Annotated in this window: 25 protein-coding genes; 4 read left to right on the plus strand and 21 right to left on the minus strand. The window is 45.4% G+C overall.

Annotation, left to right across the window (positions count from 1 at the left end; genetic code table 11):
- Positions 1–73: 73 nt before the first annotated feature.
- From AAEU32_RS02140 to AAEU32_RS02235, 20 genes are all read right to left on the minus strand, one after another.
- Positions 74–355: a hypothetical protein gene (locus tag AAEU32_RS02140; RefSeq protein ID WP_421968880.1), complete on the minus strand. Its 282-nt coding sequence runs from the start codon at positions 353–355 to the stop codon at positions 74–76.
- Positions 345–779, minus strand: coding sequence for a flagellar export chaperone FliS (gene fliS / locus AAEU32_RS02145; protein ID WP_421968881.1), 435 nt, complete (start codon positions 777–779; stop codon positions 345–347). Before fliS ends, AAEU32_RS02140 begins: the two co-directional genes overlap by 11 nt.
- A 15-nt stretch (positions 780–794) precedes the next feature.
- Positions 795–2,210, minus strand: a complete 1,416-nt coding sequence (gene fliD / locus AAEU32_RS02150; protein WP_421968882.1) for a flagellar filament capping protein FliD — start codon at positions 2,208–2,210, stop codon at positions 795–797.
- Between the two features lie 24 nt (positions 2,211–2,234).
- A complete protein-coding gene (locus AAEU32_RS02155) occupies positions 2,235–2,690 on the minus strand; it encodes a flagellar protein FlaG (protein ID WP_421968883.1) in 456 nt (151 codons plus the stop codon).
- 77 nt (positions 2,691–2,767) lie between these two features.
- Complete coding sequence (locus tag AAEU32_RS02160; protein WP_421968884.1) at positions 2,768–3,733, minus strand: flagellin N-terminal helical domain-containing protein; 966 nt, start codon at positions 3,731–3,733, stop codon at positions 2,768–2,770.
- 167 nt (positions 3,734–3,900) lie between these two features.
- Positions 3,901–4,869 (minus strand): flagellin N-terminal helical domain-containing protein, encoded by a 969-nt coding sequence (locus tag AAEU32_RS02165; protein ID WP_421968885.1) that lies wholly within the window; start codon positions 4,867–4,869, stop codon positions 3,901–3,903.
- A gap of 397 nt (positions 4,870–5,266) precedes the next feature.
- A complete protein-coding gene (locus tag AAEU32_RS02170; protein ID WP_421968886.1) occupies positions 5,267–6,232 on the minus strand; it encodes a flagellin N-terminal helical domain-containing protein in 966 nt (321 codons plus the stop codon).
- Positions 6,233–6,508: 276 nt separating this feature from the next.
- On the minus strand, positions 6,509–7,756 hold the full coding sequence (gene flgL / locus AAEU32_RS02175; RefSeq protein WP_421968887.1) for a flagellar hook-associated protein FlgL: 1,248 nt from the start codon (positions 7,754–7,756) through the stop codon (positions 6,509–6,511).
- Between the two features lie 5 nt (positions 7,757–7,761).
- Entirely contained in the window at positions 7,762–9,771 is a 2,010-nt protein-coding gene (flgK, locus tag AAEU32_RS02180; protein WP_421968888.1) for a flagellar hook-associated protein FlgK, read from the minus strand.
- 3 nt (positions 9,772–9,774) lie between these two features.
- Positions 9,775–10,731: a flagellar assembly peptidoglycan hydrolase FlgJ gene (flgJ, locus tag AAEU32_RS02185; protein ID WP_421969047.1), complete on the minus strand. Its 957-nt coding sequence runs from the start codon at positions 10,729–10,731 to the stop codon at positions 9,775–9,777.
- A gap of 114 nt (positions 10,732–10,845) precedes the next feature.
- Entirely contained in the window at positions 10,846–11,940 is a 1,095-nt protein-coding gene (locus AAEU32_RS02190) for a flagellar basal body P-ring protein FlgI (RefSeq protein WP_421968889.1), read from the minus strand.
- An 11-nt stretch (positions 11,941–11,951) separates the two neighbouring features.
- Entirely contained in the window at positions 11,952–12,641 is a 690-nt protein-coding gene (flgH, locus tag AAEU32_RS02195; RefSeq protein ID WP_421969048.1) for a flagellar basal body L-ring protein FlgH, read from the minus strand.
- Positions 12,642–12,695: 54 nt separating this feature from the next.
- A complete protein-coding gene (gene flgG, locus AAEU32_RS02200; RefSeq protein WP_421968890.1) occupies positions 12,696–13,484 on the minus strand; it encodes a flagellar basal-body rod protein FlgG in 789 nt (262 codons plus the stop codon).
- A 21-nt stretch (positions 13,485–13,505) separates the two neighbouring features.
- A complete protein-coding gene (locus AAEU32_RS02205) occupies positions 13,506–14,249 on the minus strand; it encodes a flagellar basal body rod protein FlgF (protein WP_421968891.1) in 744 nt (247 codons plus the stop codon).
- A 254-nt stretch (positions 14,250–14,503) separates the two neighbouring features.
- Complete coding sequence (flgE, locus tag AAEU32_RS02210; protein ID WP_421968892.1) at positions 14,504–15,865, minus strand: flagellar hook protein FlgE; 1,362 nt, start codon at positions 15,863–15,865, stop codon at positions 14,504–14,506.
- A gap of 37 nt (positions 15,866–15,902) precedes the next feature.
- Positions 15,903–16,583: a flagellar hook assembly protein FlgD gene (locus AAEU32_RS02215; RefSeq protein WP_421968893.1), complete on the minus strand. Its 681-nt coding sequence runs from the start codon at positions 16,581–16,583 to the stop codon at positions 15,903–15,905.
- Positions 16,584–16,598: 15 nt separating this feature from the next.
- Positions 16,599–17,021 carry a flagellar basal body rod protein FlgC gene (flgC, locus tag AAEU32_RS02220; RefSeq protein ID WP_421968894.1) on the minus strand — a complete coding sequence of 141 codons (423 nt, stop codon included), beginning with the start codon at positions 17,019–17,021 and terminating at the stop codon, positions 16,599–16,601.
- Positions 17,022–17,023: 2 nt separating this feature from the next.
- Entirely contained in the window at positions 17,024–17,434 is a 411-nt protein-coding gene (gene flgB / locus AAEU32_RS02225) for a flagellar basal body rod protein FlgB (protein WP_421968895.1), read from the minus strand.
- A gap of 73 nt (positions 17,435–17,507) precedes the next feature.
- On the minus strand, positions 17,508–18,341 hold the full coding sequence (locus AAEU32_RS02230; RefSeq protein ID WP_421968896.1) for a CheR family methyltransferase: 834 nt from the start codon (positions 18,339–18,341) through the stop codon (positions 17,508–17,510).
- Between the two features lie 46 nt (positions 18,342–18,387).
- Positions 18,388–19,320, minus strand: a complete 933-nt coding sequence (locus tag AAEU32_RS02235; RefSeq protein WP_421968897.1) for a chemotaxis protein — start codon at positions 19,318–19,320, stop codon at positions 18,388–18,390.
- A 219-nt stretch (positions 19,321–19,539) separates the two neighbouring features.
- Between AAEU32_RS02235 and flgA the strand changes: the two genes are divergently transcribed.
- The 3 genes from flgA to flgN all read left to right on the plus strand — a co-directional run bounded on the left by flgA (position 19,540) and on the right by flgN (position 21,012).
- On the plus strand, positions 19,540–20,202 hold the full coding sequence (flgA, locus tag AAEU32_RS02240) for a flagellar basal body P-ring formation chaperone FlgA (RefSeq protein ID WP_421968898.1): 663 nt from the start codon (positions 19,540–19,542) through the stop codon (positions 20,200–20,202).
- A 71-nt stretch (positions 20,203–20,273) separates the two neighbouring features.
- Entirely contained in the window at positions 20,274–20,594 is a 321-nt protein-coding gene (gene flgM, locus AAEU32_RS02245; RefSeq protein ID WP_421968899.1) for a flagellar biosynthesis anti-sigma factor FlgM, read from the plus strand.
- Positions 20,587–21,012, plus strand: a complete 426-nt coding sequence (gene flgN / locus AAEU32_RS02250; RefSeq protein ID WP_421968900.1) for a flagellar export chaperone FlgN — start codon at positions 20,587–20,589, stop codon at positions 21,010–21,012. Before flgM ends, flgN begins: the two co-directional genes overlap by 8 nt.
- Before the next feature lie 493 nt (positions 21,013–21,505).
- On the opposite strand, the gene AAEU32_RS02255 is transcribed toward flgN, so the two are convergent.
- On the minus strand, positions 21,506–21,961 hold the full coding sequence (locus AAEU32_RS02255) for an LPP20 family lipoprotein (protein ID WP_421968901.1): 456 nt from the start codon (positions 21,959–21,961) through the stop codon (positions 21,506–21,508).
- Between the two features lie 136 nt (positions 21,962–22,097).
- Between AAEU32_RS02255 and AAEU32_RS02260 the strand changes: the two genes are divergently transcribed.
- Positions 22,098–23,267 (plus strand): flagellar assembly protein T N-terminal domain-containing protein, encoded by a 1,170-nt coding sequence (locus AAEU32_RS02260; RefSeq protein ID WP_421968902.1) that lies wholly within the window; start codon positions 22,098–22,100, stop codon positions 23,265–23,267.
- The last annotated feature ends 95 nt before the right edge of the window (positions 23,268–23,362 follow it).

Raw genomic sequence — 23,362 nt, forward strand, 5'->3', positions numbered from 1 at the left:
TGATCACTCGTCATTTTTGACTGTTATAACAATAAACTAGCGTAAAGCAAGTAAAGTGCCAAGTGCCTACCCGTTACTTTGAGTAGGCTTTAAGCTTATTCGTATTGGCTTTATATTGCGACAACTGCTGCTTCGCAGCTTCTTTGTCTTTGGTGAGCGTGGCAATAGCGCCAATCATTTGTTCATTCAGAGCGGCAAAATACGCTTGATGCTCTAGCAGTTCTTGCTGGGTCAGATTTGTAATCACCTCACTCAACTGTTCAAGCGCACGCTGTGCGCCATCAATGTCTGATTTTTCAAGTGCCAAAGTCAGTGCCCGACTAACTGGTGCACTCGAATGCTTTTTATCTCGCATTGACACTCGCTTGAGTTGGTTCTGTGTTTAGTGTCTGGTGACGCACATCTGCTGGGATAGCATCCCATGCTGATTTGATTTCCTTCAGTAACACACTGACTTCTTCAACTTTTGCTGCATTATTTTCAACAGTGGCGTCGATTAGCTGGTCGAGCATGTATGAATACAAGGCATATAAGTTTTCACTCACTTCACCGCCAGCTTCAAAGTCTAGGCAACCACGTAATGCATCTATAATCGAAGACGCCTTTCCCAAGTGCTCTGCTTTGGCTTCAAGGTTTTTATGCTCTATCGCAACTTTTGCATGCACCAGCTTCTCCAGTGCCCCCGCCATCAATATTTGGATTACTTCGTAACGATCAGCACCTGCTAGGCGCGTTTTCAAAGCTTCTTTTTGATAGTTCTTTACTTTCGCGTTGTACATAATTTACCGCCTTATTTACGAAGAAGATTTCGAGGTTTTAAAACCAGGCAAGCTTGCTAATTGCGCAGACAAGTACTGTTGAGTCGACTGCATCTGTGCCAGTAATACATCTAAGCCTGAGTATTGTTTACGAAGACGCACCTCAAGTTCTTGCATTCTATATTCATGATTAGCCACATCATCTTCAAGGTCATCAAGTTGGTTGTTTATGTCTTCTTCTCGGTCTTTCAAAATGCCGCCTGAATCAACAAAAACACCCAATAATTCATCTAGCTTTGTGGCAACTCCATCAGTTCCTGCAAATGCCTTGCCAATATCATCATAGTTAGAATCCATTGCTTCATCTAAGCTACGTACTAGACTCGACTTCTCAAGGTAACCTTTATTGTCAACGGTCAAACCGATATCAAAAATACTGGTAAATGGGCCTGCATCGGTTAACGTTGAAGATAGAGTGCTGATTAATTGGTCACTCAGAGTTCGCATAGTACCATCACCACGAAGACCCACAGTTCTTTGGTCATCATAACTAGTATGATAAGCGATAGTGCCAACTAGATTGTTGTAGCTTTCAACAAACTTATCGATAAGTTCCGTTACACTTTTACGATCAACTGCAATATTCAATTGCGCTGTCTCCCCGGCCTCGCTCACTTGCTTAGCGGTGATAGTCATCCCCTGAACAGCGTCAATAAATACATTGCTATCGTTTACAATTTCAATGCCATCGACTTCGATAATGGCGTCTTTGGCTTCATCACCCGCAGCGATGCTCATACCTCCCGCGCCACCTGCGTTGGCGACCGTAGATACCGCATCCAGTTCAGCATTGTCATTGGTGATTACTAAATCGTTGCCTGAGCCTGTTTCATTAGAAGTGAGCACTAGCTTTGACTCGGTGCCCGTATTGATGATGTTAGCCGTTACGCCGAAGTTATCAGCAGAATTATTGATGGCGTCACGCAAGTCGCTAAGAGTAGCACCTGCATCCACGGTTAAATCGAAGCTATTGGCTCCAGCAGCAAAACTAAGTGTGCCACCGCTGGCACTAACAACCGCCGTTGAGTCGGCAAATGCACCTGCTGCCGACATTGCTCGGCTGCCTTGTGCAAGCTGCATCACTTCGACGTCAAAATCACCAGGGGTGATGTCGCTAGAAGGTGAGACAGAAATAATATCACCGCTTGCTGGCTGCGTAATGTTGGCAACACGGTTGTTGAAATTTTCTGGATCTGAGAGCTTCTCCATGATGTCTTTTAATTGCGACAGCGCAGACTTCACTGCTCCTATCGAAGACAATTCAACTTGAAGCCGTTCTTCACGTTTAATGAAAGACAGCATTTTAGGAGCGTTTTCAGCTTCAACAGACGCACTTATGATACTCTCTAAGTCCAAACCTGAACCTACGCCGGCTGATGTGATTAATGGCATGTAAACCTCCTAAAAAAACTGCTATTACGCAGACTGATTGAATATCATCCCGCGGTTATCTAATTTATCGGCAAAATCTTCTAAAGCTTTAGCCATTTCTCTGAATTCGCGAGGAGGTATTTCACGGATAACCTCTTCACTGTCTCGGTCAACCACCTTAATCACTGGTGGATCGCCAAGCTCATCGAATTCAAAAATCAAATTAGTAGAACGAATGGGGATGAACTCATTGAGCTTTTCTAAGCTTTCCTTAAGTTCTTCCATGCGCTCTTGTTGCTGCTGAGTAACTTGCTCAACAAAGCTAGCCTTAGAGTCCGTTTCATTAGTCTCAGCTAAAGGCTCAGTGACTCTCAATGGCACTTTTGCTACATCCTGAGGTGCTGGATTTGAGTCCTCAGTTTGCGTGTCTTGTTGGCGATTTTGCACAGGAACCTTTTGCAAAATGCTTGCCACATCTTGATTTGGTTTAATCTCTATCATGGGGATCCTCCAACATCACTAAGTAGGAGTATAAGCCATAACCCCACGTCGGTCAGTTATGGCTCATAATCACTCTACTAGCCTAAAAGTGACAGAGCGACCTGAGGACGCTGGTTCGCCTGACTTAGGATAGATTGACTCGCCTGTTGCAAGATTTGGTTTTTCGTTAACGCCGCTGTTTCTGCTGCGAAGTCCGTATCACGAACACGTGAACGTGCTGCAGATAGGTTCTCAGAGATATTAGCTTGGTTACGAATTGTAGATTGGAAACGGTTTTGTACCGCACCTAGCTCTGCACGCTTCTTATCTACTACTGCAATCAACGCATCCATACCCGCCATAACTGCTTGCGCGTTACCTTGAGTTGATACACTGATACCTGTTTCAGTAAATACACCTGCGAAGTTGTAAGTAGTCGCTGCAGCTGTACCACCAGCTTCACTCACACCCGCTACGCCATCAGAAAGTGCCGCACCTGTTACAGCCGATGCAATACCCGCGATGCCTGAAAGCGTGAAGCCGCCGTTAGCTGTCATAGTGTTGGTTGTTGCACCCACATACTGCATACTAAAACCAATAGTTTGAACTGCATCCGCACCCACTTGGAAGAATGCTGAGTAAGTACCATCTAACAGGTTTTGACCACCAAACGTTGTATCAGAAGCAACACGGTTTGTTTCTTCAGCTAGTTGACGGATTTCTTCTTGAAGTGCCAAACGGTCTTCATCAGTGTTTGAACCGTTTGCTGCTTGTTGTGCAAGAACACGAACACGCTGGAACATGCTCGTTACTTCTTCCATCGCACCTTCAGCAGTTTGAGCAAGTGAAATACCATCGTTGGCGTTACGGTTACCCTGTTCCAAGCCATTAACTTGGCTACCTAGACGGTTTGAGATTTGCAGACCCGCTGCATCATCAGCTGCGCTGTTGATGCGTAGACCTGAAGACAAACGCTTAAAAGAAGTATCAAGCGCATTACCTGACGTCATTAACTGCCGTTGAGCATTCAATGAAGACACATTAGTGTTTACGTATAAAGCCATATTAGCCTCCGCTTTATTGACAAGAGGGAGTGCAACGGGATACCCCTACCCAGTTACAAACCCTTTAAGGTTTAGAGCCCTAAAATTACAGTTCTCTAATCTCTTATCGACGAATAAAGCGAAAGCTTTAGCTTTTTTTTTTAAAAAAACTTTAAATTAATTTTTTACTAACCCTGTAATAGGCTCAAAGCCGCTTGTGGCCTTTGATTCGCCTGACCTAATATCGTCTGGCTTGCCTGTTGTAGGATCTGATTTCGCGTCAATTGTGCTGTTTCTAACGCAAAGTCGGCATCTTTAATTCGTGATTTTGCCGCAGCAACGTTTTCAGAAACGTTTGCTTGGTTACGAATCGTAGACTGGAAACGGTTTTGTACCGCACCCAACTCAGCACGCTTTTTATCAACAACAGCGATCATAGCATTCATACCTGCCATAACGGCTTGTGCATTACCCTGGCTCGACACACTGATGCCTGTTTCAGTGAATACACCTGCGTAGTTCCACGCACCCGCAGCTGCTGAGCCACCAGCCTCACTCACACCTGCTAAATCAGCTGATAAAGCAGCACCATTTACTGCAGAGGCAATATTTGCAATACCCGAGATAGTAAAGCCGCCATTAGCAGTCATTGAATTAGCCGTGCCACCTACGTACTGCATACTAAAACCAATCACCTGAACTGCATCAGCCCCGACCTGGAAGAATGCTGAATAAGTACCATCAAGCAAATTTTGACCACCGAATGTCGTATCAGATGCCACTCGGTTTGTTTCAGAAGCTAATTGGCGAATTTCTTGTTGCAGTGCCAAGCGGTCTTCATCAGTATTGGAGCCGTTCGCGGCTTGTTGCGCTAACACTCGAATACGCTGGAACATAGACGTCAATTCTTCCATCGCACCTTCAGCGGTTTGCGCGAGTGAAATACCATCATTTGCATTTCGGTTACCTTGGTTCAAACCAAGGATTTGCGTTTGCAGTCGATCTGAAATTTGCAGACCAGCCGCATCGTCTGCGGCGCTGTTAATGCGTAAACCAGAAGATAAACGTTTAAACGACGTATCTAGTGCATTACCTGAAGTCGACAGTTGGCGCTGTGCATTTAGCGCACTGACATTAGTATTTACATATAAAGCCATAATAGCCTCTCTTCACTCTCTATTTGTCATTAACCGCTGCACGCGGCGATATGCTCTCGCCAACAAAGTTAAGTGGCGGTAACTTTACGCCGCTGTCAGCACAGGGCTGGGCAATTAGTTGCCGTTTTTGTCCACGCTAGCTGCGTATGTAGAGTACTGAGCAATAAATGCGCCAAAATGAAAAAAGGGCCTAAAAAGGCCCTAATGTTTGAGAGTGAAATTGGCTGCCAATAATAAATTAATTACATTGGCATAATAACTGCTTATACTGGGATAAGTTGGTCAGCGTTTTGACGCTCTACCAACTTAAGGATTTTTTTAGCAATTAGCTTCCGCTTTAAAATCCAATATAAGCGCCCTTGCCAATACCCCATCAGCAAGGGCGCTGTTCTTTCTATTAACCTAGTAAGCTAAGTGCCGCTTGAGGACGCTGATTTGCCTGACTCAAGATTGTTTGGCTAGCTTGCTGTAAGATTTGGTTCTTAGTTAGGTTTGCAGTTTCTGCCGCGAAATCTGTATCTTTGATACGAGACTTAGCTGCACTTAAGTTTTCTGAAACGTTTGCTTGGTTACGAATTGTAGATTGGAAACGGTTTTGTACCGCACCTAGCTCTGCACGCTTCTTATCTACTACTGCAATCAACGCATCCATACCCGCCATAACTGCTTGCGCGTTACCTTGAGTTGATACACTGATACCTGTTTCAGTAAATACACCTGCGAAGTTGTAAGTAGTCGCTGCAGCTGTACCACCTGCTTCACTCACACCCGCTACGCCATCAGAAAGTGCCGCACCTGTTACTGCTGATGCAATACCCGCGATGCCTGAAAGCGTGAAGCCGCCGTTAGCTGTCATTGTGTTAGCAGTAGCACCCACATATTGCATACTAAAGCCGATTGTTTGAACTGCATCCGCACCCACTTGGAAAAATGCTGAGTAAGTACCATCCAGTAAGTTTTGGCCACCAAACGTTGTATCTGACGCTACGCGGTTAACTTCTGAAGATAGTTGACGAATTTCTTCTTGAAGTGCCAAACGGTCTTCATCAGTGTTTGAACCGTTTGCTGCTTGTTGAGCAAGTACACGAACACGCTGGAACATGCTGGTTACTTCTTCCATCGCACCTTCAGCAGTTTGCGCTAGAGAAATACCGTCGTTCGCGTTACGGTTACCTTGGTCTAGACCCATGATTTGTGAGCCAAGACGGTTTGTGATTTGTAGACCCGCTGCATCATCAGCTGCGCTGTTGATACGAAGACCTGATGATAAACGCTTGAAAGACGTGTCTAACTGTAGACCTGAATTCATCAACTGACGTTGTGCGTTTAGTGAACTTACGTTGGTGTTTACATAAAGTGCCATGATATTTCTCCCAGTAAACTGTTAATTTACTCTCAAACTGTCAAATCTTGAGCGAAAGCTTGTATTTTTGACGTTTTGCTTAAGTTACTTAGGTTATCGGGCGGCAATTATTTTCCTTTAGGATTTTTTTGAATTTTTTTATAAGTAGTTGTTTTTAAGTTTAAATTAAATAAACAAATCATGTGGAGATGGGCTGATTTGTTATGTATTTCACATGAGTACGCATTAGTGAATAATTAAAAAAGGCCCTTACGGGCCTGTTGTGAAACTGGATTATTATCTTAAGTAGTCAAATAGGGAAAGGTTTGATAATCGATTAAAGGTTGCTTGTGACGCTTGCAATGCCGTTTCTTGACGAGTGAGCTCTGTTACCGCTTCCGCCATATCCACCTCAACCAAGTCTGCGCGTGCCGATTTATTATTAATATCTACATCGGCATTTGAGATTTGAATACGTTGCGCAGTGTTTAGTCGACCTCCTAAGCCAGCTTGAGTCAATGAAACTTGGTTGAGCGCATTACTTAGTTGTACCAGCCCATCCGCCAACACTTGCTGATAGTCATCATCACTAAGCCCTTTAGTTGTCACTCCTGCGATCAAATCTTCCAAGGTATTTAAAACATTTTCACGCTCAGGTCGCGCCAAATCAAAACTAACTTGTCCAGGCACAGCTCCTTGAAGTTTAATTTCCATTCCTCCAAGCTTAATAGGTTGCCCAGGAGTATAGGTCCCCGTTATTGCAGGAACCACTGGGACACCATCTTGCAACACTTGATAGGTCGCGGGCGCACCAGCAGCAATATCAACAGTCATGGTATTGGCAGTCGCTGGGGCTGCTGGGTCAGAATTGTAAAACTGCTGGTGAAACTGGTTAAAGGCATTTTGCTCTTTTATATAGGCAGTTGCTGCAGTTACGCCACCTGCTGTAGTCGCCGTATTACTGGTAATATTAAGGCGGGCTGGCACTTTCTCAAATACATCAAAGCCATTATCCGATGATTTAATGCTCACGCCTTGGGCAACCGTTACCGCATGTTGGCCTTGGTCACCACCATATACATACCGCCCTGTGGCACTGTCAAACTGATACGTTTGGTTATTATCTTGGTAGCCCGAGAAAATGAACTTCCCATCTTCAGATTTGGCATTCATCAAATCAAGAATGTTTGCTTGCAGCGCTTTGAGTTCTTGCGCTAAGCCTTCTCTATCTTGCTCAGACAACGCGCCATCACCGGCTTGAATGGTAAGGGTGTGTGCACGCTGAATAGAATCTTTAATGTTAGATAGCACGCTTTCTTCTGTTTCTAGACGACTGGTCAACAAGTTAAGGTTTTTGGTGAGCTGCTCATTGGTTTCAATGGCGTCTCCATACAAAATGGCACGAGTTATCGCTGATGGGTCATCCGACGCAGTGAGTACTTTACGCTGCGAGTTAATTTGCTCTTGCGCGCGCGACACCTTAGATTGACTCTCTAGAATACTGTTGAGGCCTTTTTGAAAAATCTGGTTGTTAGAAAGACGCATAGCTATTACCTCGCTGAGCTAAGTAAGGTGTCAAACACGGTTTGCGCGGTGGTTAAAATACGCGCCGACGCTGAGTAACTCTGTTGGAAACGTAACAAATTTGCCGCCTCTTCATCCAAGTTCACCCCCGCCATGGATTCATACCACGCATTTGATTGATCCTCTAATGCCGAAAACGCAGCAAAACTGGTTTTTGCTTGATCCGTAACAATACCAATATCAGTCACGATACCCGCAAATGCTTGATTGAATGTTTTTAGGTTATCTGCCGTGGTAGAGGACAACACATTCTCACGCACCAAATCTTGCGATTGTAATCCTGAGAGCTTTAAGCCATTACGGTTATCATCAAAGCCACCGGTGTTGAACTCTAGCGTAAATTCATCACCTGCTTGGGGTGAGCCTTCAATATTAAAGTCGAAGCCATAGGTATTATAAGGAGCTCCCGCTTGCGCCAAGATATTGTCAGCAGGCGGTGTAATGGTAAATGTTGTGGTGCCATTGCCATCTGTAATGCTGTATTCATTGGAATTGGCTGTTTTTACTAACGTGATTGGGCCATTGGTTAAGCTCGGTGGTGGACCTATTGTGATCCCCGTCGAATTAGCAATATCAGTCACTTCTCCTGGTGAGATGGATGCTTCACTAATGTTGTTTATCGAGGTGGAGGTACGAATAGGTAAAGCTAACGCCAACTTTTCAGGGCGCATTGTCGCCAACTCCATTTGCGTTGCAGCTGCAGCATTGAGCTTGATATCAAATTCATCCCCTGCGGCACCGGCACCAGTCACATTGATTTGCAAGCCAAAAGATTCACCACTGGTGACCGTTGTTGAGTCAATGACGCCAGCAACAATATCCGCTGTTGACGGTGTACCAACAGGTTCACCTTTGTTATTCAAAGGTACAATCTCAACGGTGGTCGCTGAGGTGTACGTAATACGAAAATCAGTAGCGGGGATATTGGCACCAAAACCAGGCTCTAGCGATGCGACCAAATCAGCTGTCCCTGTATTGGTTGTGTGCGCCAAGCCGTTAGCAGTGGGTAAAATAAAGAGGTCTTCACCAATTTCGCCGTTGGCATCCATCCCGAGGTGATTCTGTTGATTGAAGGCATCCGCTAGCGACAGTGCGAGTTGGCCAAGCTGATTTTGCGCAGGAATAAGTACTTCGTCGCGGTACGCTAATATGCCACCAATCTCCCCTCTCAGTGCGCTGGCATCAACTTCTAAACTGATGGCGTCGCCTTTTGTCACATCCAATCGCAACTCTTTAAGGTTAGGATCAGGGTCGCCACGTAACGAAAACAGGTTAAAAGTGCCGTTTTCCATAACAATGGCCTCACCGGTGCTCATAAACACCAGCTTTTCGCCATTTTGTCCGTCTAATGTCTCAACGTTCATGAGTTCAGACAGCTCTTTAATCGCTTTGTCGCGCTCGTTATACACGGTGCTGGCTTGATCTTGGGCGTCAGTACCATGTACACCAGCAATCTCGATATTAAGCTCACTGATTTTTTCAATGAGCTCGTTGGCTTCGCCAGCAAGAATTGACACCTGATCATTGACGATTGTTTGCTGCTGCGCAACCATGCCGCCAAGGCGGTTTAATTGGTCCACATAGTTTTGCGCATTAGTAAAGAACAACGAGCGGGTCACACTGCTCGAGGGCTGATTGAGTGCCTCTTGCAGGTTATTGAACATACCGTTTAGCTGTGTCGACAAGCTGTTTGATTCTTCTGAAAACTGGCTGTCTACACGCTGCGCCTCTTCCATAAAACGCTCAAAGAAAGAGCGGTTGGAGGTATCACGGTTTAACTGGCGCTGAGCAAACTCATTGAGCAAACGAAAGGTTTCTCCACGACCAACTTGGTTATCAAATATGGTGCTGTGCTCAGTGCGCTCACGCACATACCCTTCGGTATTAACGTTAGCAATGTTCTTACTCGTGGTATTGAGCAACTCTGTGTTTGCACGAATACCTGAGCTGGCAATATTAAGTAAGCTAAATGACATGATTTAGTCTCCAAGGCCTAGTAGATCGCCTACCAAAGCCTTTAATTCAGGTTGTGCGAGCACCCTCTTAACCTTGCTCGCATAATGTGGATCTGTGGCGTAACCCGCTTCGCTAATGGCATCAATAAAAGCAGCTGGTTTGTCTGCTACGTCTAACGCCTGCTGATAACGAGGGTTTGACTGCAAAAAAGAAACAAAGTCATCAAAGCTTTGCTGCAATGAGTCATACACCCGAAACGGCTCTTTTTTTCTCACCGCCACACCTTGTTCATACTCAACGGTGGTTTTGGCAATGCTGCTGCCCTGCCAATCTCGGTGCGCCTTGATATTGAAAAGATTGTTAGAACTTTGGCCATTCGCCGCAGTAATAATATGTTTACCCCAACCAGTCTCGAGCGCCGCTTGAGCAATCATCACACCTGGATGAACACCAATTTTTTCAGCCGCCTGCTGAGCAAACTGCCAAACACCGTCAATAAATTCTTTAGCATTAGTAAATGATGGTGCTTGCTGTTGTTGCGCTTCAGATGAGCGTTTTGTCTTGGCTGGTTGCTCAGCACTTGGCAACGATGCATCAGGTGCAAACTTTTGCCCCCCGCGAAGTGCACTTGCTGGCATAAAGTTATTTTGCTGCGGCGAGAGTTGTTGCACGATTAAGTCAGCAAGTCCCAAGGAACCATTATTTGAGAGTTCACTGGCCAATTGTTGATCATGCATATCTTGAAAATATTTGACGCTGCTAGCGTTGAATGGGTTATTTTCATCCTCAAACGCAGCATTCGCTTGGCGCATACTTTTGAGCAGCATTTGTGTAAAGATAGATTCAAATTGCTGTGCAGCCTGCTTCAACGCCTGACGTTCGCCATCACTGCCTTTGGGCTGTTTTAGGGCGTCTTGGCGCAACTTATCCAAGCTAGTTAAGTCAAAAACACTTTGCTGTTGTAGTTGATTTGCATCCATCATGCTGACAATCTTGTGACGACATAATGAATTCTTTGCAATATACATACCAAAAAGCCCGCAGTCGCGGGCTTTGGTTGGTCAATACAGTTACTTGTATCTGTGCGTGGGAGCTTAAATCACCACCAACTGGCCATTAATTGCCCCTGCTTCTTTGAGCGCCTCAAGAATCGCCATTAAGTCACCGGGCGCAGCACCTACTTCATTTATTGCCCGCACCAAGTCATCTAAACTCACACCGGGGTCAAAGACAAACGCCCGCGAGTCATCTTGGCGCACATCAATAATGCTTTGATTAGTGACCACAGTGTCACCACCTGCCAATGCGTTAGGCTGTGACACTTCTTGATTCTCAGAGATAGTAACAGTAAGCCCACCATGGGTGATGGCCGCAGGTTGGAGCTTCACGTTCTTACCAATAACAATCGTGCCAGTGCGTGAATTTACGATGATTTTGGCTGCGTTATCAGCCGGTTCAAATTCTAGATTCTCGAGCGTCGATAGGTATGCGACGCGTTGAGATACATCTCGAGGTGCCATCACTCGCACCGACGCAGCATCCATTGCCATTGCGGTATCTGGGCCCACCAAGTTATTAATGGTGTCTGAGAGGCGTTTGGCAGTCGTGAAGTCAGGGCGATTTAGATTAAAAGTAATAAAATCGCCTTGGGTAAATGGACTCGGGATAGCACGCTCTACCGTTGCACCATTAGCAATACGCCCTACCGTCGGGGTATTGATCACTACTTGGCTACCATCAAGGCCTTGTGCTCCCAAGCCACCAACAACCAAACTACCCTGTGCCATGGCGTAAATATTACCATCAACACCTTTTAGAAAAGTTTGTAACAAGGTACCGCCACGCAAGCTTTGTGCGCTACCTATAGATGAAACGGTAACATCCATTGTTTGCCCCGGCTTTATAAAGGCTGGCATATCCGCATGCACCGCCACCGCAGCAACATTTTTAATTTTTGGTTGTAAGTTTGCAGGAAGCGTGATGCCAAAACCATTGAGCATGGCTTTAAAGCTTTGTTGCGTATAGCGGTTTTTCTCACCCGTTCCCGGCAAACCAACAACGAGACCATAACCTACTAGCTGGTTACTACGCACACCTTCAACCATAGCAACATCTTTGACGCGCTCTGCGAAGCTTGTGGTTGATATGACGCTCAGTGATAACACTAAAATTACTTTTAGCCATTGCATAATCATTCTCCTTAGAACGGGAACAGCGTGCTCATAAAGAAGCGCGATAGCCAGCCAGCACTTTGACTTTCTTGCATATCACCCTTACCTGAGTACTGAATACGCGCATTGGCGATACGGTTACTCTCGACGGTATTGCCCGCACTGACATCAGCAGGGCGAACAATGCCCTCCAAACGAATGAATTCTTGTCCGGTGTTGAGCGTCAACCATTTTTCACCGCGAATGACCAAGTTACCGTTGGGTAAAACGCGCATCACATTCACGGAAATATTACCCGATAGGCTATTTGACTGATTGGACTTACCTTCACCCGTAAAGGAGTTACTACTGCCCACACCAAGCCCAATGCTATCATTGCCGATATTCACAGGGTTACCGCCTAAACCAATGACCGGATCTAAGCTAATGTCCGTTTCTCGGTCGGTTTCAGTTTTCGCTGTTTTCGACGCTTGTGTTGACTCGCGTAACACCACGGTAATGATATCGCCCGTGCGCAATGCCTTTTTATCCGCATAAAGATCATTACTGAGCATCGGGTTGAACAAGCCACCGGAGGTGGTCATGCTCGCCGGTGCTTCTTGCGGATACATAGGCGCATAATAGGGGTCGTTCTCAACCACAGTTTCATTTTGTGTAGATACGCAGCCGCTGGTGAGTAGCGCACTAGCTACTATTGCTAGGGCACTGGCAAACGACATAGTCGATGACGTTGTCATGCTCTGTATTGTTAACCTAGCCATAATTAAGCCGCCTTACAGTTGCTGATTAATATAACTAAGCATCTGATCTACTGATGAAATAACTTTTGAGTTCATCTCATAGATGCGCTGCGTTTCAATAAGATTCACCAGCTCTTCGGTGACATTTACATTTGATGTCTCCAGCGCTCCTTGCACGATAATGCCAAGACCATCAACACCCGGGTTACCCTGCACAGGCGCGCCGCTCACCGCAGTTTCGGTGTAGAGGTTTTGGCCCATAGGCTCAAGACCGGTTGGGTTAATAAAGTCGCTGATCACCAATTGGCCAATAACGACATTGTCTGGCTGACCTGCAATACGCACCGACACTTCACCTTCTTGCGAGATAGTGATGGACTGGGCATCATCAGGCACGTTCATTTCTGGCTGAACTGGGAAGCCTGCGCCACTGGTCACAATGCGACCGTCTTCATCAGTTGTGAATTGCCCGTTTCGACTGTAGGCAATATTGCCATCAGGCAGTAACACCTCGAAAAAGCCTTGGCCTTGGATCATCCAATCAAGCGAATTCTCGGTACTGAGCATGTTCCCTTGAGAGAAGTTCTTTTGGTTTGCCACGACTTTAGCACCGGCACCCAACATTAAACCTGAGGGCATTTCGGTGTCAGCTGATGAACGACCACCAGGCTGATTTATATTTTGGTAAAGTAAGTCTTCAAAAATCGCACGGCTCTTTTTGTAGCCGACGGTACTCGCATTAGCGAGGTTATTTGAAATCACCGAAATATCGGTTTGTTGGGCATCTAGGCCGGTTTTACTGATCCATAATGCAGGGTTCATAGTGATAACTCCTCGCTAATATTAAATAATGCGCAGCAATGATTCAGCACGCTGATCATTCTCTTCTGCGGTTTTCATTAGCTTGACTTGTAATTCAAACTGGCGTTGGTGGCTTATCATGTCCACCATCTCATGTACTGGATTGACGTTAGACATCTCAAGCGCTCTTGGCACGATTGAGACATTCTCTGAAACGTCAATGTTTTGACCTTGGCGCGGACGGAACAAGCCATCATTGCCCTTTTCAACTTGGTGCCCTGTCGCTTCAACAATGCGTAAACGGTCTACTTCTTCGAGGAAGTTAGCTGGCGCACCTTGAGGGCGAACTTGAATCATGCCATCCGCACTGAAGCTAATTTTTTCAATGGGCACGGGCAAGATAATAGGGCCCCCCTCACCAATTACTTGGCGGCCGTCTCGGTCCTGTAAAATACCCTCTTGGGTCATCACCAAGGAGCCTGCTTTGGTATAAGCTTCTTGGCCATTAGCATCTTGCACCGCAAGCCAAGCATGCTCACTCATCGCGATGTCTAAATCACGTCCAGTTTGTGAGATGCCACCTGCTGTCGTATTCGTTCCTGCGCGCTCTTGCAATGCGAAAACGCGTGTTGGCAACCCTTCACCAAAGGCTTGCATTGAGCGTGCCTGAGCGATATCCGCTTTAAAGCCTGTGGTATTGGCGTTCGCAAGGTTGTTACTTTTGACCCCCATACCAATGAGGCTTTGTTTAGCTCCTGATGTCGCTATGTAAAGCATCTTATCCATGCACTTGCTCCAAATAATTCTAACTTGTTAAGCAAAAGCAAGATTAATACCAACTACTTGATAGTCGTTTAAAGGGCAGTAAAAAGAAGATAAAAGCGTTGAAAAAGCGCTTAGAATCAATGAACTTCAACAAGTGGTTCACTCGGCAGATATGAACCAAGGGCATAGCCAAAGGCGAGTAAACATAAGACAACAAATTAATGACGGATAAAAAAGGCCACTGTCGACGTGGCCCTTTGGATGGAAGATGGAAATTATCGGATCTGCAGAATAGTCTGCTGCAGCGTCGAGTTCACCTCCAAGGCACGCGAGTTAGCCTGGAAGTTACGCTGTGCGGTGATCAAATCAACCAGCTCGTTAGTCAGGTTGGTATTTGATTGCTCGAGCGCAGACGAGTTAATAGTACCGAGTGTACCTGTGCCTGGCTCACCAGCAATAGGCTCACCTGAGTCGATACTCTCTTTCCAGCTGGTGTTACCGACCTGATTCAAACCTTGTGAGTTAGGAAAGCGCACCATCGCGATTTGACCAAGGAAAGTCGAGTCACCATTACTGTATGACGCCACCACTTTACCGTCGGTACCAATATCAATGCCCGCTAAACGACCCACTGTTGAACCATCTTGCTCTAATGCTTTGACTTCAAAGCGACTCGCATACTGAGTGGGTATTTTATTTGCCGTGTTACTTTCATCACGCCAGTTCAGTTCCACCCCCGTGGCAGGAAACGTCGCACCATTATCAAGCAAGGTTGATAACCCTGTTGCTGGACCGGCTGGCAATAACACTTCGTCAAAGGTAGTTGCATTGACGTTAGGCACACCGTTGGTCGTGATTGGTAAACCACTTGAGCTAAAGCCCATTTGAATCAGTGGTGTGTATGGTGCAGCTGCCTGCTCCGTGCCCGTAGCTGGGTCTATCACTTTACCGTCTAGTGTGCCATATACTTCCCACTCGTTCGGGTTCGTTGCAGGGTCCATCTTTACAAAAAAGTACTGCAAAATATGTGGCTCACCCAGTGAATCATACACTGTGGTCGATGTTGACGAGTTATACGTCGCACTTTCATTTGGATCAAACTGAAGGCCTGGGGCATCCGCCGTCGCATCTAAGTTAAATGATAGATACAAGTTTTGCGTTGCTCGTGGAGAACCTGATGCATCTGGAATTTGAATTGGATTTGCTGTACTTAAGCTTACTGAAGACGTGTCACCGGTTGATGGGTCTACAGGGAAACTTTGTAAGAAGTTGCCTTTTGCATCGACCATAAAGTTATCGTCATTTAGCTTAAATGCACCCGCACGAGTGTAGGTTAAATCTGCTGATGCGATACTTTCAGTCATGGCAAAGTAACCGTCGCCAGTGATCGCTAAATCCAGTGCGTTATTGGTAAATTTTAATGACCCTTGGTGGAACTGCTGCGCCACCATTGTGGTTTGCACACCGTCACCATTTTTGGTTCTACCGGCACTGAACACCGAAGCTGCGTACACATCTGCGAACTCAGCACGAGACTCTTTGAAACCAGTCGTGTTTACGTTAGCGATGTTGTTCGCTGTAGTATCAAGGTCTTTTTGGGCCGCCGCTAGCCCTGTTAATGCAATATTGAAACTCATGTTCCACCTCGTCGATTAGTGCCTATCGGCAAATTCGTTACACAGAAATCTCAGCTACTTCAGACAGACGTACCGCGCCTTCTTTGGTATTGATGATAATGCCATTTGCGCCGTTAATATTGACGCTCTCGATATTCTTAAACGTGGCCAGAGGCAATGAAGCATATTCACCATTCATACTTCCCTCTGCCACAACTTGGTACTCACCCGGAGGGAATGGTTGACCGTTTGCGTCTAGACCATCCCATTGAAAGCGAATTGCACCCGCACCCTGCGCGCCCATATCGACGGTATCGATAATTTGCCCAGAGCTATCTTTAATCGTTAAGGTCAGGTTATCTACTGGCGACTGGGCCAATACCGTGCCTTTACTTACTTCACCGCTGTTTAACTCAATGCTGTTTGACTCGAGTAATGCTTTTTTACCTACAAGCGTCGATGCTTGAAGTGCCGAGTTCGATGTCATTGAAGCAGCTAACGAGTCGAAGTTCTCATTGAGTTTTGAGATCCCTTCAGCCATGGTGAAGCTTGTCATTTGCGCAATCATCTGGTCATTATCTGCCGGTTTACTTGGGTCTTGATAAGACAACTGTTGCGTCAGCAAGCTAAAAAAGTCTTCTTGCGTTAACGTATCTTTTTTCTCTTCGGTTTTAGGCTGTGTATCGTTATTCCAATACAACGAGCTCAAACCGCCAGAAGATTGCACATTGGTAGTCATGCCCTATCCCTCACTTTATCCACGACCAAGCTGCAATGTCTTTGTAAGCATTTGCTTGGCTGAATCTGCTATTTGCACATTGGTTTGATAAGAGCGTGAAGCTGAGATCATGTTGGCCATTTCTTCCACCACATTGACATTAGGCTTGTAGATATAACCATTTTCATCTGCCATGGGATGGCCAGGGTTGTATTCGATTTGCAGTGGTTTGTTACTTTCCACTACACCCAATACTTTCACACCTACCGACTCACCATGCTGCTTCCCTATTGCTTGTTGTAACTCAGCTGCAAAAACTGGGTGACGAGCGCGATAAGTTTGCTCCACTGAAGAGCTAATCGAGTTAGCATTTGCAAGGTTACTAGCGGTGGTATTAAGGCGCACATTTTGCGCACTCATCGCTGTTCCTGATACATCAAATACGTTAAATAAACTCATGATTATGCTCCTTGACCACCTAGGGCTTTTTTAAGACCCGAAATTTTCGAATTCATAAAGCTTAGGCTGGCCTGATACTCTATTGAGTTCTGTGTATACAAATTCCGTTCCACTTGCACATCAACATCGTTGCCGTCACCTGTATCTGGTTGATTTGGAACGCGAAATTTTGTTTCCGAGCTACTTAATTGAGTGCTTGCACTGAGGTGATCGGCATGAGTTCGGGTTAAACTATTGCCGCGCATCTGCCCACTTTTTGCCGCTTTTAAAGCGCTGGCAAAGTCAATGTCTTTGGCTTTGTATCCAGGGGTGTCTGCATTAGCAATATTCGACGCTAAAACTTCTGCACGTTGGGAGCGAATTAGCATGGCGTGCGGGTGCACACCAAATGCTTTATCGAAACTGATAGCCATAATCTCTCCAAATTTTTGACTCTTTGGAGAGTATTACAGCAATTCTTGTACCATTGGTTATAAGATTATGATTTTATGTCTTTTTTTGATAAATGATGCCGGGGTTACACCGGATCATTTCAAATTGATCGCTCAGTCCAGTCATGGATTCACTGGCGCCAAGGAAGAGGTAACCTCTAGGGTTTAGGGCCTGTGCAAATTGGCCAATAATTTTTGCCTTAATCTCAGGTGCAAAGTAAATGAGTACATTACGACAAAAGATAATGTCGAACTTACCCAATAGCGCATAAGAATCAAGTAAATTAAGGTGGCGAAAGCTCACCATACGCTTGATGTTGTCGTTCACTTTAGCCATGCCGTTGCCACTGTCGGTGAAAAACTTTTTCCGCCGCTCCGCGCTCAACCCCCTCGCTAAGGCAAGAGAGTCATACTCCGCGTTTTTACAAATATCCAGCATGGTATTAGAGATATCTGTACCAACAATTTGCGCACCAGAGCCAAGCGCTCCTGGCTTGCTTTGTTGATATTCCGCTATGGACATGGCGATAGAATAAGGCTCTTGACCCGACGAGCTTGCCGCCGACCAAATTTTTACCGGGCGGCGTAACTCTCTAAACTCAGGCAACAACTTTGTTTTGAGCAGCTCATAAGGATATTGATCACGGAACCACAAAGTTTCGTTGGTGGTCATCGCATCAATTACAGCGGCACGAAGTTGCCGCTCATGAGGACTCAGGGTTTTCGTAACGAGTTGAGACAGGCTTTGTACATCAAAGCGCGTCATAAGAGGGGCAAGCCTACTTTTAACCAAATAGAGTTTATTATCACCAAGCACAATACCGCATTGCTGCTCCAGAAATGCGCGAAATTGATTATATTCTTTAAGCTCTAAGTGCTTATTTTCCAAATTGCTCTCTCTCAATGGTGGTTATATGACTATATAGTTGCTGCGCTTAATCGCTGTGCACCCATTTTTTTACTGCTGTGGCCAACTCATCTGGATTGAATTTGGCAATAAAGTCATCCGCTCCCACTTTTTGTATCATGGCTTGGTTAAATACCCCACTCAGTGAAGTATGCAAAATAACATGCAAAGACGACAACTTTGGATCTGCTTTTATTTCAGCAGTCAGGGTATAGCCATCCATTTCAGGCATTTCTACATCAGAGATCAATAGTGCGACGCGCTCTGTAATACTGTTTTGACAATCTAACTCAGCGATTTCTCTGAGTCTTAGTAGCGCCTCTTTACCGTTTTTGGCTAATTCAGTTTGCACGCCCAGAGGTTCTAGCGCACGTTTTACTTGATTTCGTGCTACCGCAGAATCATCGGCAATGAAGACGATACGCTCGCCAATGTCGCGCTGCATTTCACCTTCAGAGATAAGCCCCTCACTCACTTGTGTATTAATAGGGGTTATCTCGGCAAGAATTTTTTCAACATCGAGGATCTCAACCAGCTCATTGTCTATTTCAGTAACAGCTGTGAGATAAGAATAGCGACCCGCACCTGAGGGAGGTGGCATGATCTTTTCCCAATTCATGTTCACGATACGTTCGACGCTGCCTACTAAAAACCCCTGCACTGAGCGGTTGTACTCGGCAATAATAACAAAACAGTTTTCAAGATCAGTAATAGCTGGGCCACCGACGGCCATAGATAAATCGATAACAGAAATAGTTTGGCCACGAATGTGCGCGACCCCACGAATGTATTGATTACTTTTGGGCATGCTCGTGAGATTAGGGCACTGCAAAACCTCGCGCACTTTGAATACGTTAATACCAAAGCGTTGGCGTCCCTTGAGCTTGAACAATAATAGTTCAAGACGATTTTGACCCACGAGCTGGGTGCGTTGATTGACAGAATCTAAAATGCCAGCCATCAGACTCTCCTAGCATTGACTTTACTACTGCGTGTTTGCGCCAGACAGGAACGCTTTTTGCTTATTATCTCTAATATCAGCATAAATACGGTGTTGCGCCTAGTTTTTGACGCCCCGTACTTATACCTTGTTTTACCCAATAAGCATAGTCGAAACACAATGAGTATGTTCAAAAAAATTCAATTATTCCACAGCTTAACGTTACTTTTGGTTTGTGCTGTGACGAATACCGCAACAGCTCTGGAAACTGACCAGACTCTCTATAGTCGTGCGCAACTTCAGCAACTTGCACAACAACACATTAGTACAATTGCGCAAATTAAACCGGAGCAAGAGCTTGTTGTTCAAGCCATCGAGCTAGATGCGCGAATTCCAGAGCGCTATTGTTCGCAACCATTACAGTTGGAAACAAACAATGAGCCTCCTTTTAATCGGCAGGTAACCGTACAACTTAAATGTAATTCTCCGGCATTATGGACTCAGTATGTCCATGTTCGCATTGAAAAACTCTCTCCTATTGTCGTGGCCAATGGCCACATTGCACCGGGACAAATTATCAATGAGCAAGATGTTAGCGTAGAATATCGACCACAACATTTTGTGCGCCCCCGATACGTAGAGCAACCTCAAGATGTAATTGGCAGTCGCAGTAAACGCAGTATTCGCTCCGGTTTGCCTATTAACACAGGACAGCTGTGCATGGTATGTAAAGGTGATAATGTGACTATCATCGCAACCATTAATGGTTTGATGATTAAAACCACCGGTGAAGCCCTTGAAGATGGGGCAATGGGAGAAAATATTCGAGTGCGCAACCGTAAGTCCGGTAGACTTATCAATGCGCAAGTCACCGCCGTTGAAACTGTTTCAGTGAATATTTAATTTTTATGCTAAAGTTATGGCAAATATGGCCGATACCTTATGCAGAGGTCAATTTAGCTCAGGTATAGCAAATGGTAAATCAAGTAAACAAGAGCCAACAGGGCTCGGTGTACAACACACCACAACAAAAGGTTGAACAACAGAAGACAGCGCAATCTGCTAGCACAGACGCAAGCAGCAAAGCGAATGTCAAAGCAGCAACAGATTCAGTTAGCCTAACTCCTCAGGCACGCCAAATGAAATCTCTGCAAGAAAAGGCTGAGCGTTCATCAGGTTTTGACGAGCAAAAAGTGGCTGAGCTGAAAAAAGCGATTGCTGAAGGAAAGTATCACGTCGACAGTGAAAAACTGGCGAAAAACATCGCTGCTTTCGAGTTTGATGTGTATGGCTGATTCTGCTTTAACTGTTGCACTTAACCAACAGATCACGAGTCTGACAGACTTGCTTGCACTGCTCAAAGATGAGCTCAATGCAATCGCCGGTCGAAGTGGTGCGCAGTTAAAGGAAATCACCCCAAAAAAAGCTCAAGCGCTAGGGGTTATTCAAAAGCAGGATCAACACATTGCCCAACTGTTAACATCTCAACCTGAGCAGGATGAATCAGAGCAAGCCTTGATCGCCCAAGGTCGTGCTTTACTGATGCAGTGTAAAGAGCAAAACCAAGTCAATGCCCAAGCTGCGCATCAAGCGCAGCTTAGCGTTAAACAACTTAAAGACATTCTTATCGGTGCCCCAAGCTCAGTGACCTATGCAGCTGATGGCGCTATTCAACGCAGCGATAATAAGCTGGTCCGCAACCTCAAAGCGTAAGCCTTCAGCATCGTCTTGCACGAGCTGTCATGCACGGCGCGCGCACTGTCCACTTAGAACAACAATCATCGCCAAGCCCCAAATACCACGAAGTAATACCAATCAACTTCAATCGCTAATCAGTTTGGCGGGCTAAACATCGTGCTCACATAGTTATGCCCATTGGTGTAAAACGATACCCTATTGATAAAGGTGTGACTGTGATTTTTGAGGGCAGCGCCCGAGGGGGGATGGTAATACCAATTGCGTTAGAAAAGTGAGCAAGGATAGCGCTGGATAAGTAGCGTGATAGCAAGGCATAATTTTGTGTATGTAGTTATTCTACTTATTAAAATTATAACGTAGTGAGCATGCTCTTTAGCGCGCTAGGCAGGTTATTTATTTAATTCAATTGGTATAGTTACTAAGAGATTTTTCAGATTAAATCTGGATGCCCGAATGCTGTATTACAATGCGGGGTGTTGCCTCACCCCGCGAGCTCTTGCTTACTTGCTTAGTAGTAGGTCACTTTTTTAATTTTACGTGGCTTGGTCTGTGTTACGTAGAGGTCATACACTAACTTCATATCCAACTCCAACTCGGTAGCATAACTGTCACCCACCACATAACTACGCGTCACTCTAGCGCCTCGAATAACTCCCTGAACTTTGGCTTGCAGTACATCGTCAGAGGCTATGGCATTAGCCAAAGATGTATTTCCTTGCAGTTGTTGACCATAAACCTGCTCAGCGAGCTCTCTATAGGCCTCTATCTTTGACGCCTTCATCGCCATAATAGACTTTTGCTGGGCACTGCCTCCTGGCTGTGGCGCAATAGGCGCATAGCCAATGGCGCGCAAAATGGGATAGCTATCAGGTTGTTGTACTTCGTATTCGACGTGCTTATCAAACACGCTGCTGCATCCTGATAAGCTCAGTAAGATGATGATAAATCCAATTAGTCGCAGCATTTGTCTCTCCGCCGGCAATGAGTGTGCTAATAATAAAATCATATGCACAATAAATGCCACCCTTATCAATCCCCGCCAGTAACTTGGTACACTCTTTGCTAATTCATTACTATGACTATTTAGTGTGACTGTTTTTATGCGCCTTGTTACTTTTATCACTGCTACCTTATTAGCGTTTATGACTTTACCCACACATGCCCAATGGCTTGAGGCCACAGGGCGCGCGGTGCTTGCAGATCAATCCACTGAACAAGCACGTGCGCAAGCAGTGAGCGACGCGATAAAACAAGCGCTACAGTACTCAGGATTATCATTATCAAGCGTACAGACGCTCACTAATGGGGTACTCACTGAAGATCACTTATCCTTGCAATCTCAAGGCGCTATTGGGCAAATACATATCCTTGAAGAACAACAAGAAAATGGTATTTTCAGCATCACACTGCAAATGGAAGTGTATGGTGATCAAAGCCAGTGTAAGCAGGCTGATTTTATCAATCACTTTGCCCTTACCCGCACAGCATTAGTTAATCCGCAACACGCCCGCGATGGTCAAATATTTGACATTCCTTATGCCTTTACCAAGCAACTGTATGCTCTAATGAGCCAAGCTCAGCTGAGCATTGCGCCTACCGCTTTTTATCAAAATCCAGTTGCCGTGGCTGACTTTTTTACTCATCAGCATGCGTATGACCAGAGCGTGATTGACTATATTCGCAGTGCTAGCAACAGCCAGTTTGTTTTGTTTTCCCAAATCACCGACACATCCCTCGGTCAAAAGCGTGACAATGGTTACGCATTCTGGCGTGATGACAGCTTTCAACGTTACTTCAATGTGGAATTTATCTTATTTGACGGTTTGAGCTTCGAAAAACTGTGGCAGCAATCATACCAAACTGAAGCACAGTGGGAGTTCGACAAGACCGCCCTAGTAGATGTAAACAGTGGTATTTTTTGGCAAAGTAAGTACGGGCGCAGCATAACCAAACTCAGCGAACGTATTATGTACGACCTCAATAAAGTGACTCAATGTCTGCCAACAAAAGGACAAATAAAGCATATCGACGGTGAACAAGTGATCATAAACCTTGGCAGTAGTAACGGCCTACAGCAAGGACAGCAGCTGACCTTGGCCTACAGCAACAATGTGATTGATAGCAATGGCACCACTTTGCCCAGACAAGTAACATCTTTGTATAAAGTTGAAATCACCCAATTACATCAACACAGTGCGCTGGCTAAAAACATCTCTGCTCGCCCACTGAGTAACATTCAAATTAACGACCTAGTGCTCGTGCGGCATTAAACGATAAAGTCATCTACACTACTGGTTGGCATCAACATATTAGGTACGTGTTAGTCGCCACCGAATCAATCGCAAATACCGATTGCAGTAATTTA

It is taken from the genome of Pseudoalteromonas maris, from assembly GCF_049257235.1.
In the GTDB taxonomy this organism is placed as follows: domain Bacteria; phylum Pseudomonadota; class Gammaproteobacteria; order Enterobacterales; family Alteromonadaceae; genus Pseudoalteromonas.

Bases quoted from the DNA above. Each gene is read 5' to 3' on its own strand.
- AAEU32_RS02140 (WP_421968880.1), bottom strand. From the start codon at position 355: ATGCGAGATAAAAAGCATTCGAGTGCACCAGTTAGTCGGGCACTGACT.
- fliS (WP_421968881.1), bottom strand. From the start codon at position 779: ATGTACAACGCGAAAGTAAAGAACTATCAAAAAGAAGCTTTGAAAACG.
- fliD (WP_421968882.1), bottom strand. From the start codon at position 2,210: ATGCCATTAATCACATCAGCCGGCGTAGGTTCAGGTTTGGACTTAGAG.
- AAEU32_RS02155 (WP_421968883.1), bottom strand. From the start codon at position 2,690: ATGATAGAGATTAAACCAAATCAAGATGTGGCAAGCATTTTGCAAAAG.
- AAEU32_RS02160 (WP_421968884.1), bottom strand. From the start codon at position 3,733: ATGGCTTTATACGTAAACACTAATGTGTCTTCATTGAATGCTCAACGG.
- AAEU32_RS02165 (WP_421968885.1), bottom strand. From the start codon at position 4,869: ATGGCTTTATATGTAAATACTAATGTCAGTGCGCTAAATGCACAGCGC.
- AAEU32_RS02170 (WP_421968886.1), bottom strand. From the start codon at position 6,232: ATGGCACTTTATGTAAACACCAACGTAAGTTCACTAAACGCACAACGT.
- flgL (WP_421968887.1), bottom strand. From the start codon at position 7,756: ATGCGTCTTTCTAACAACCAGATTTTTCAAAAAGGCCTCAACAGTATT.
- flgK (WP_421968888.1), bottom strand. From the start codon at position 9,771: ATGTCATTTAGCTTACTTAATATTGCCAGCTCAGGTATTCGTGCAAAC.
- flgJ (WP_421969047.1), bottom strand. From the start codon at position 10,731: ATGGATGCAAATCAACTACAACAGCAAAGTGTTTTTGACTTAACTAGC.
- AAEU32_RS02190 (WP_421968889.1), bottom strand. From the start codon at position 11,940: ATGCAATGGCTAAAAGTAATTTTAGTGTTATCACTGAGCGTCATATCA.
- flgH (WP_421969048.1), bottom strand. From the start codon at position 12,641: ATGTCGTTTGCCAGTGCCCTAGCAATAGTAGCTAGTGCGCTACTCACC.
- flgG (WP_421968890.1), bottom strand. From the start codon at position 13,484: ATGAACCCTGCATTATGGATCAGTAAAACCGGCCTAGATGCCCAACAA.
- AAEU32_RS02205 (WP_421968891.1), bottom strand. From the start codon at position 14,249: ATGGATAAGATGCTTTACATAGCGACATCAGGAGCTAAACAAAGCCTC.
- flgE (WP_421968892.1), bottom strand. From the start codon at position 15,865: ATGAGTTTCAATATTGCATTAACAGGGCTAGCGGCGGCCCAAAAAGAC.
- AAEU32_RS02215 (WP_421968893.1), bottom strand. From the start codon at position 16,583: ATGACTACCAATGTGCAATCTTCTGGCGGTTTGAGCTCGTTGTATTGG.
- flgC (WP_421968894.1), bottom strand. From the start codon at position 17,021: ATGAGTTTATTTAACGTATTTGATGTATCAGGAACAGCGATGAGTGCG.
- flgB (WP_421968895.1), bottom strand. From the start codon at position 17,434: ATGGCTATCAGTTTCGATAAAGCATTTGGTGTGCACCCGCACGCCATG.
- AAEU32_RS02235 (WP_421968897.1), bottom strand. From the start codon at position 19,320: ATGGCTGGCATTTTAGATTCTGTCAATCAACGCACCCAGCTCGTGGGT.
- flgM (WP_421968899.1), top strand. From the start codon at position 20,274: ATGGTAAATCAAGTAAACAAGAGCCAACAGGGCTCGGTGTACAACACA.
- flgN (WP_421968900.1), top strand. From the start codon at position 20,587: ATGGCTGATTCTGCTTTAACTGTTGCACTTAACCAACAGATCACGAGT.
- AAEU32_RS02255 (WP_421968901.1), bottom strand. From the start codon at position 21,961: ATGCTGCGACTAATTGGATTTATCATCATCTTACTGAGCTTATCAGGA.
- AAEU32_RS02260 (WP_421968902.1), top strand. From the start codon at position 22,098: ATGCGCCTTGTTACTTTTATCACTGCTACCTTATTAGCGTTTATGACT.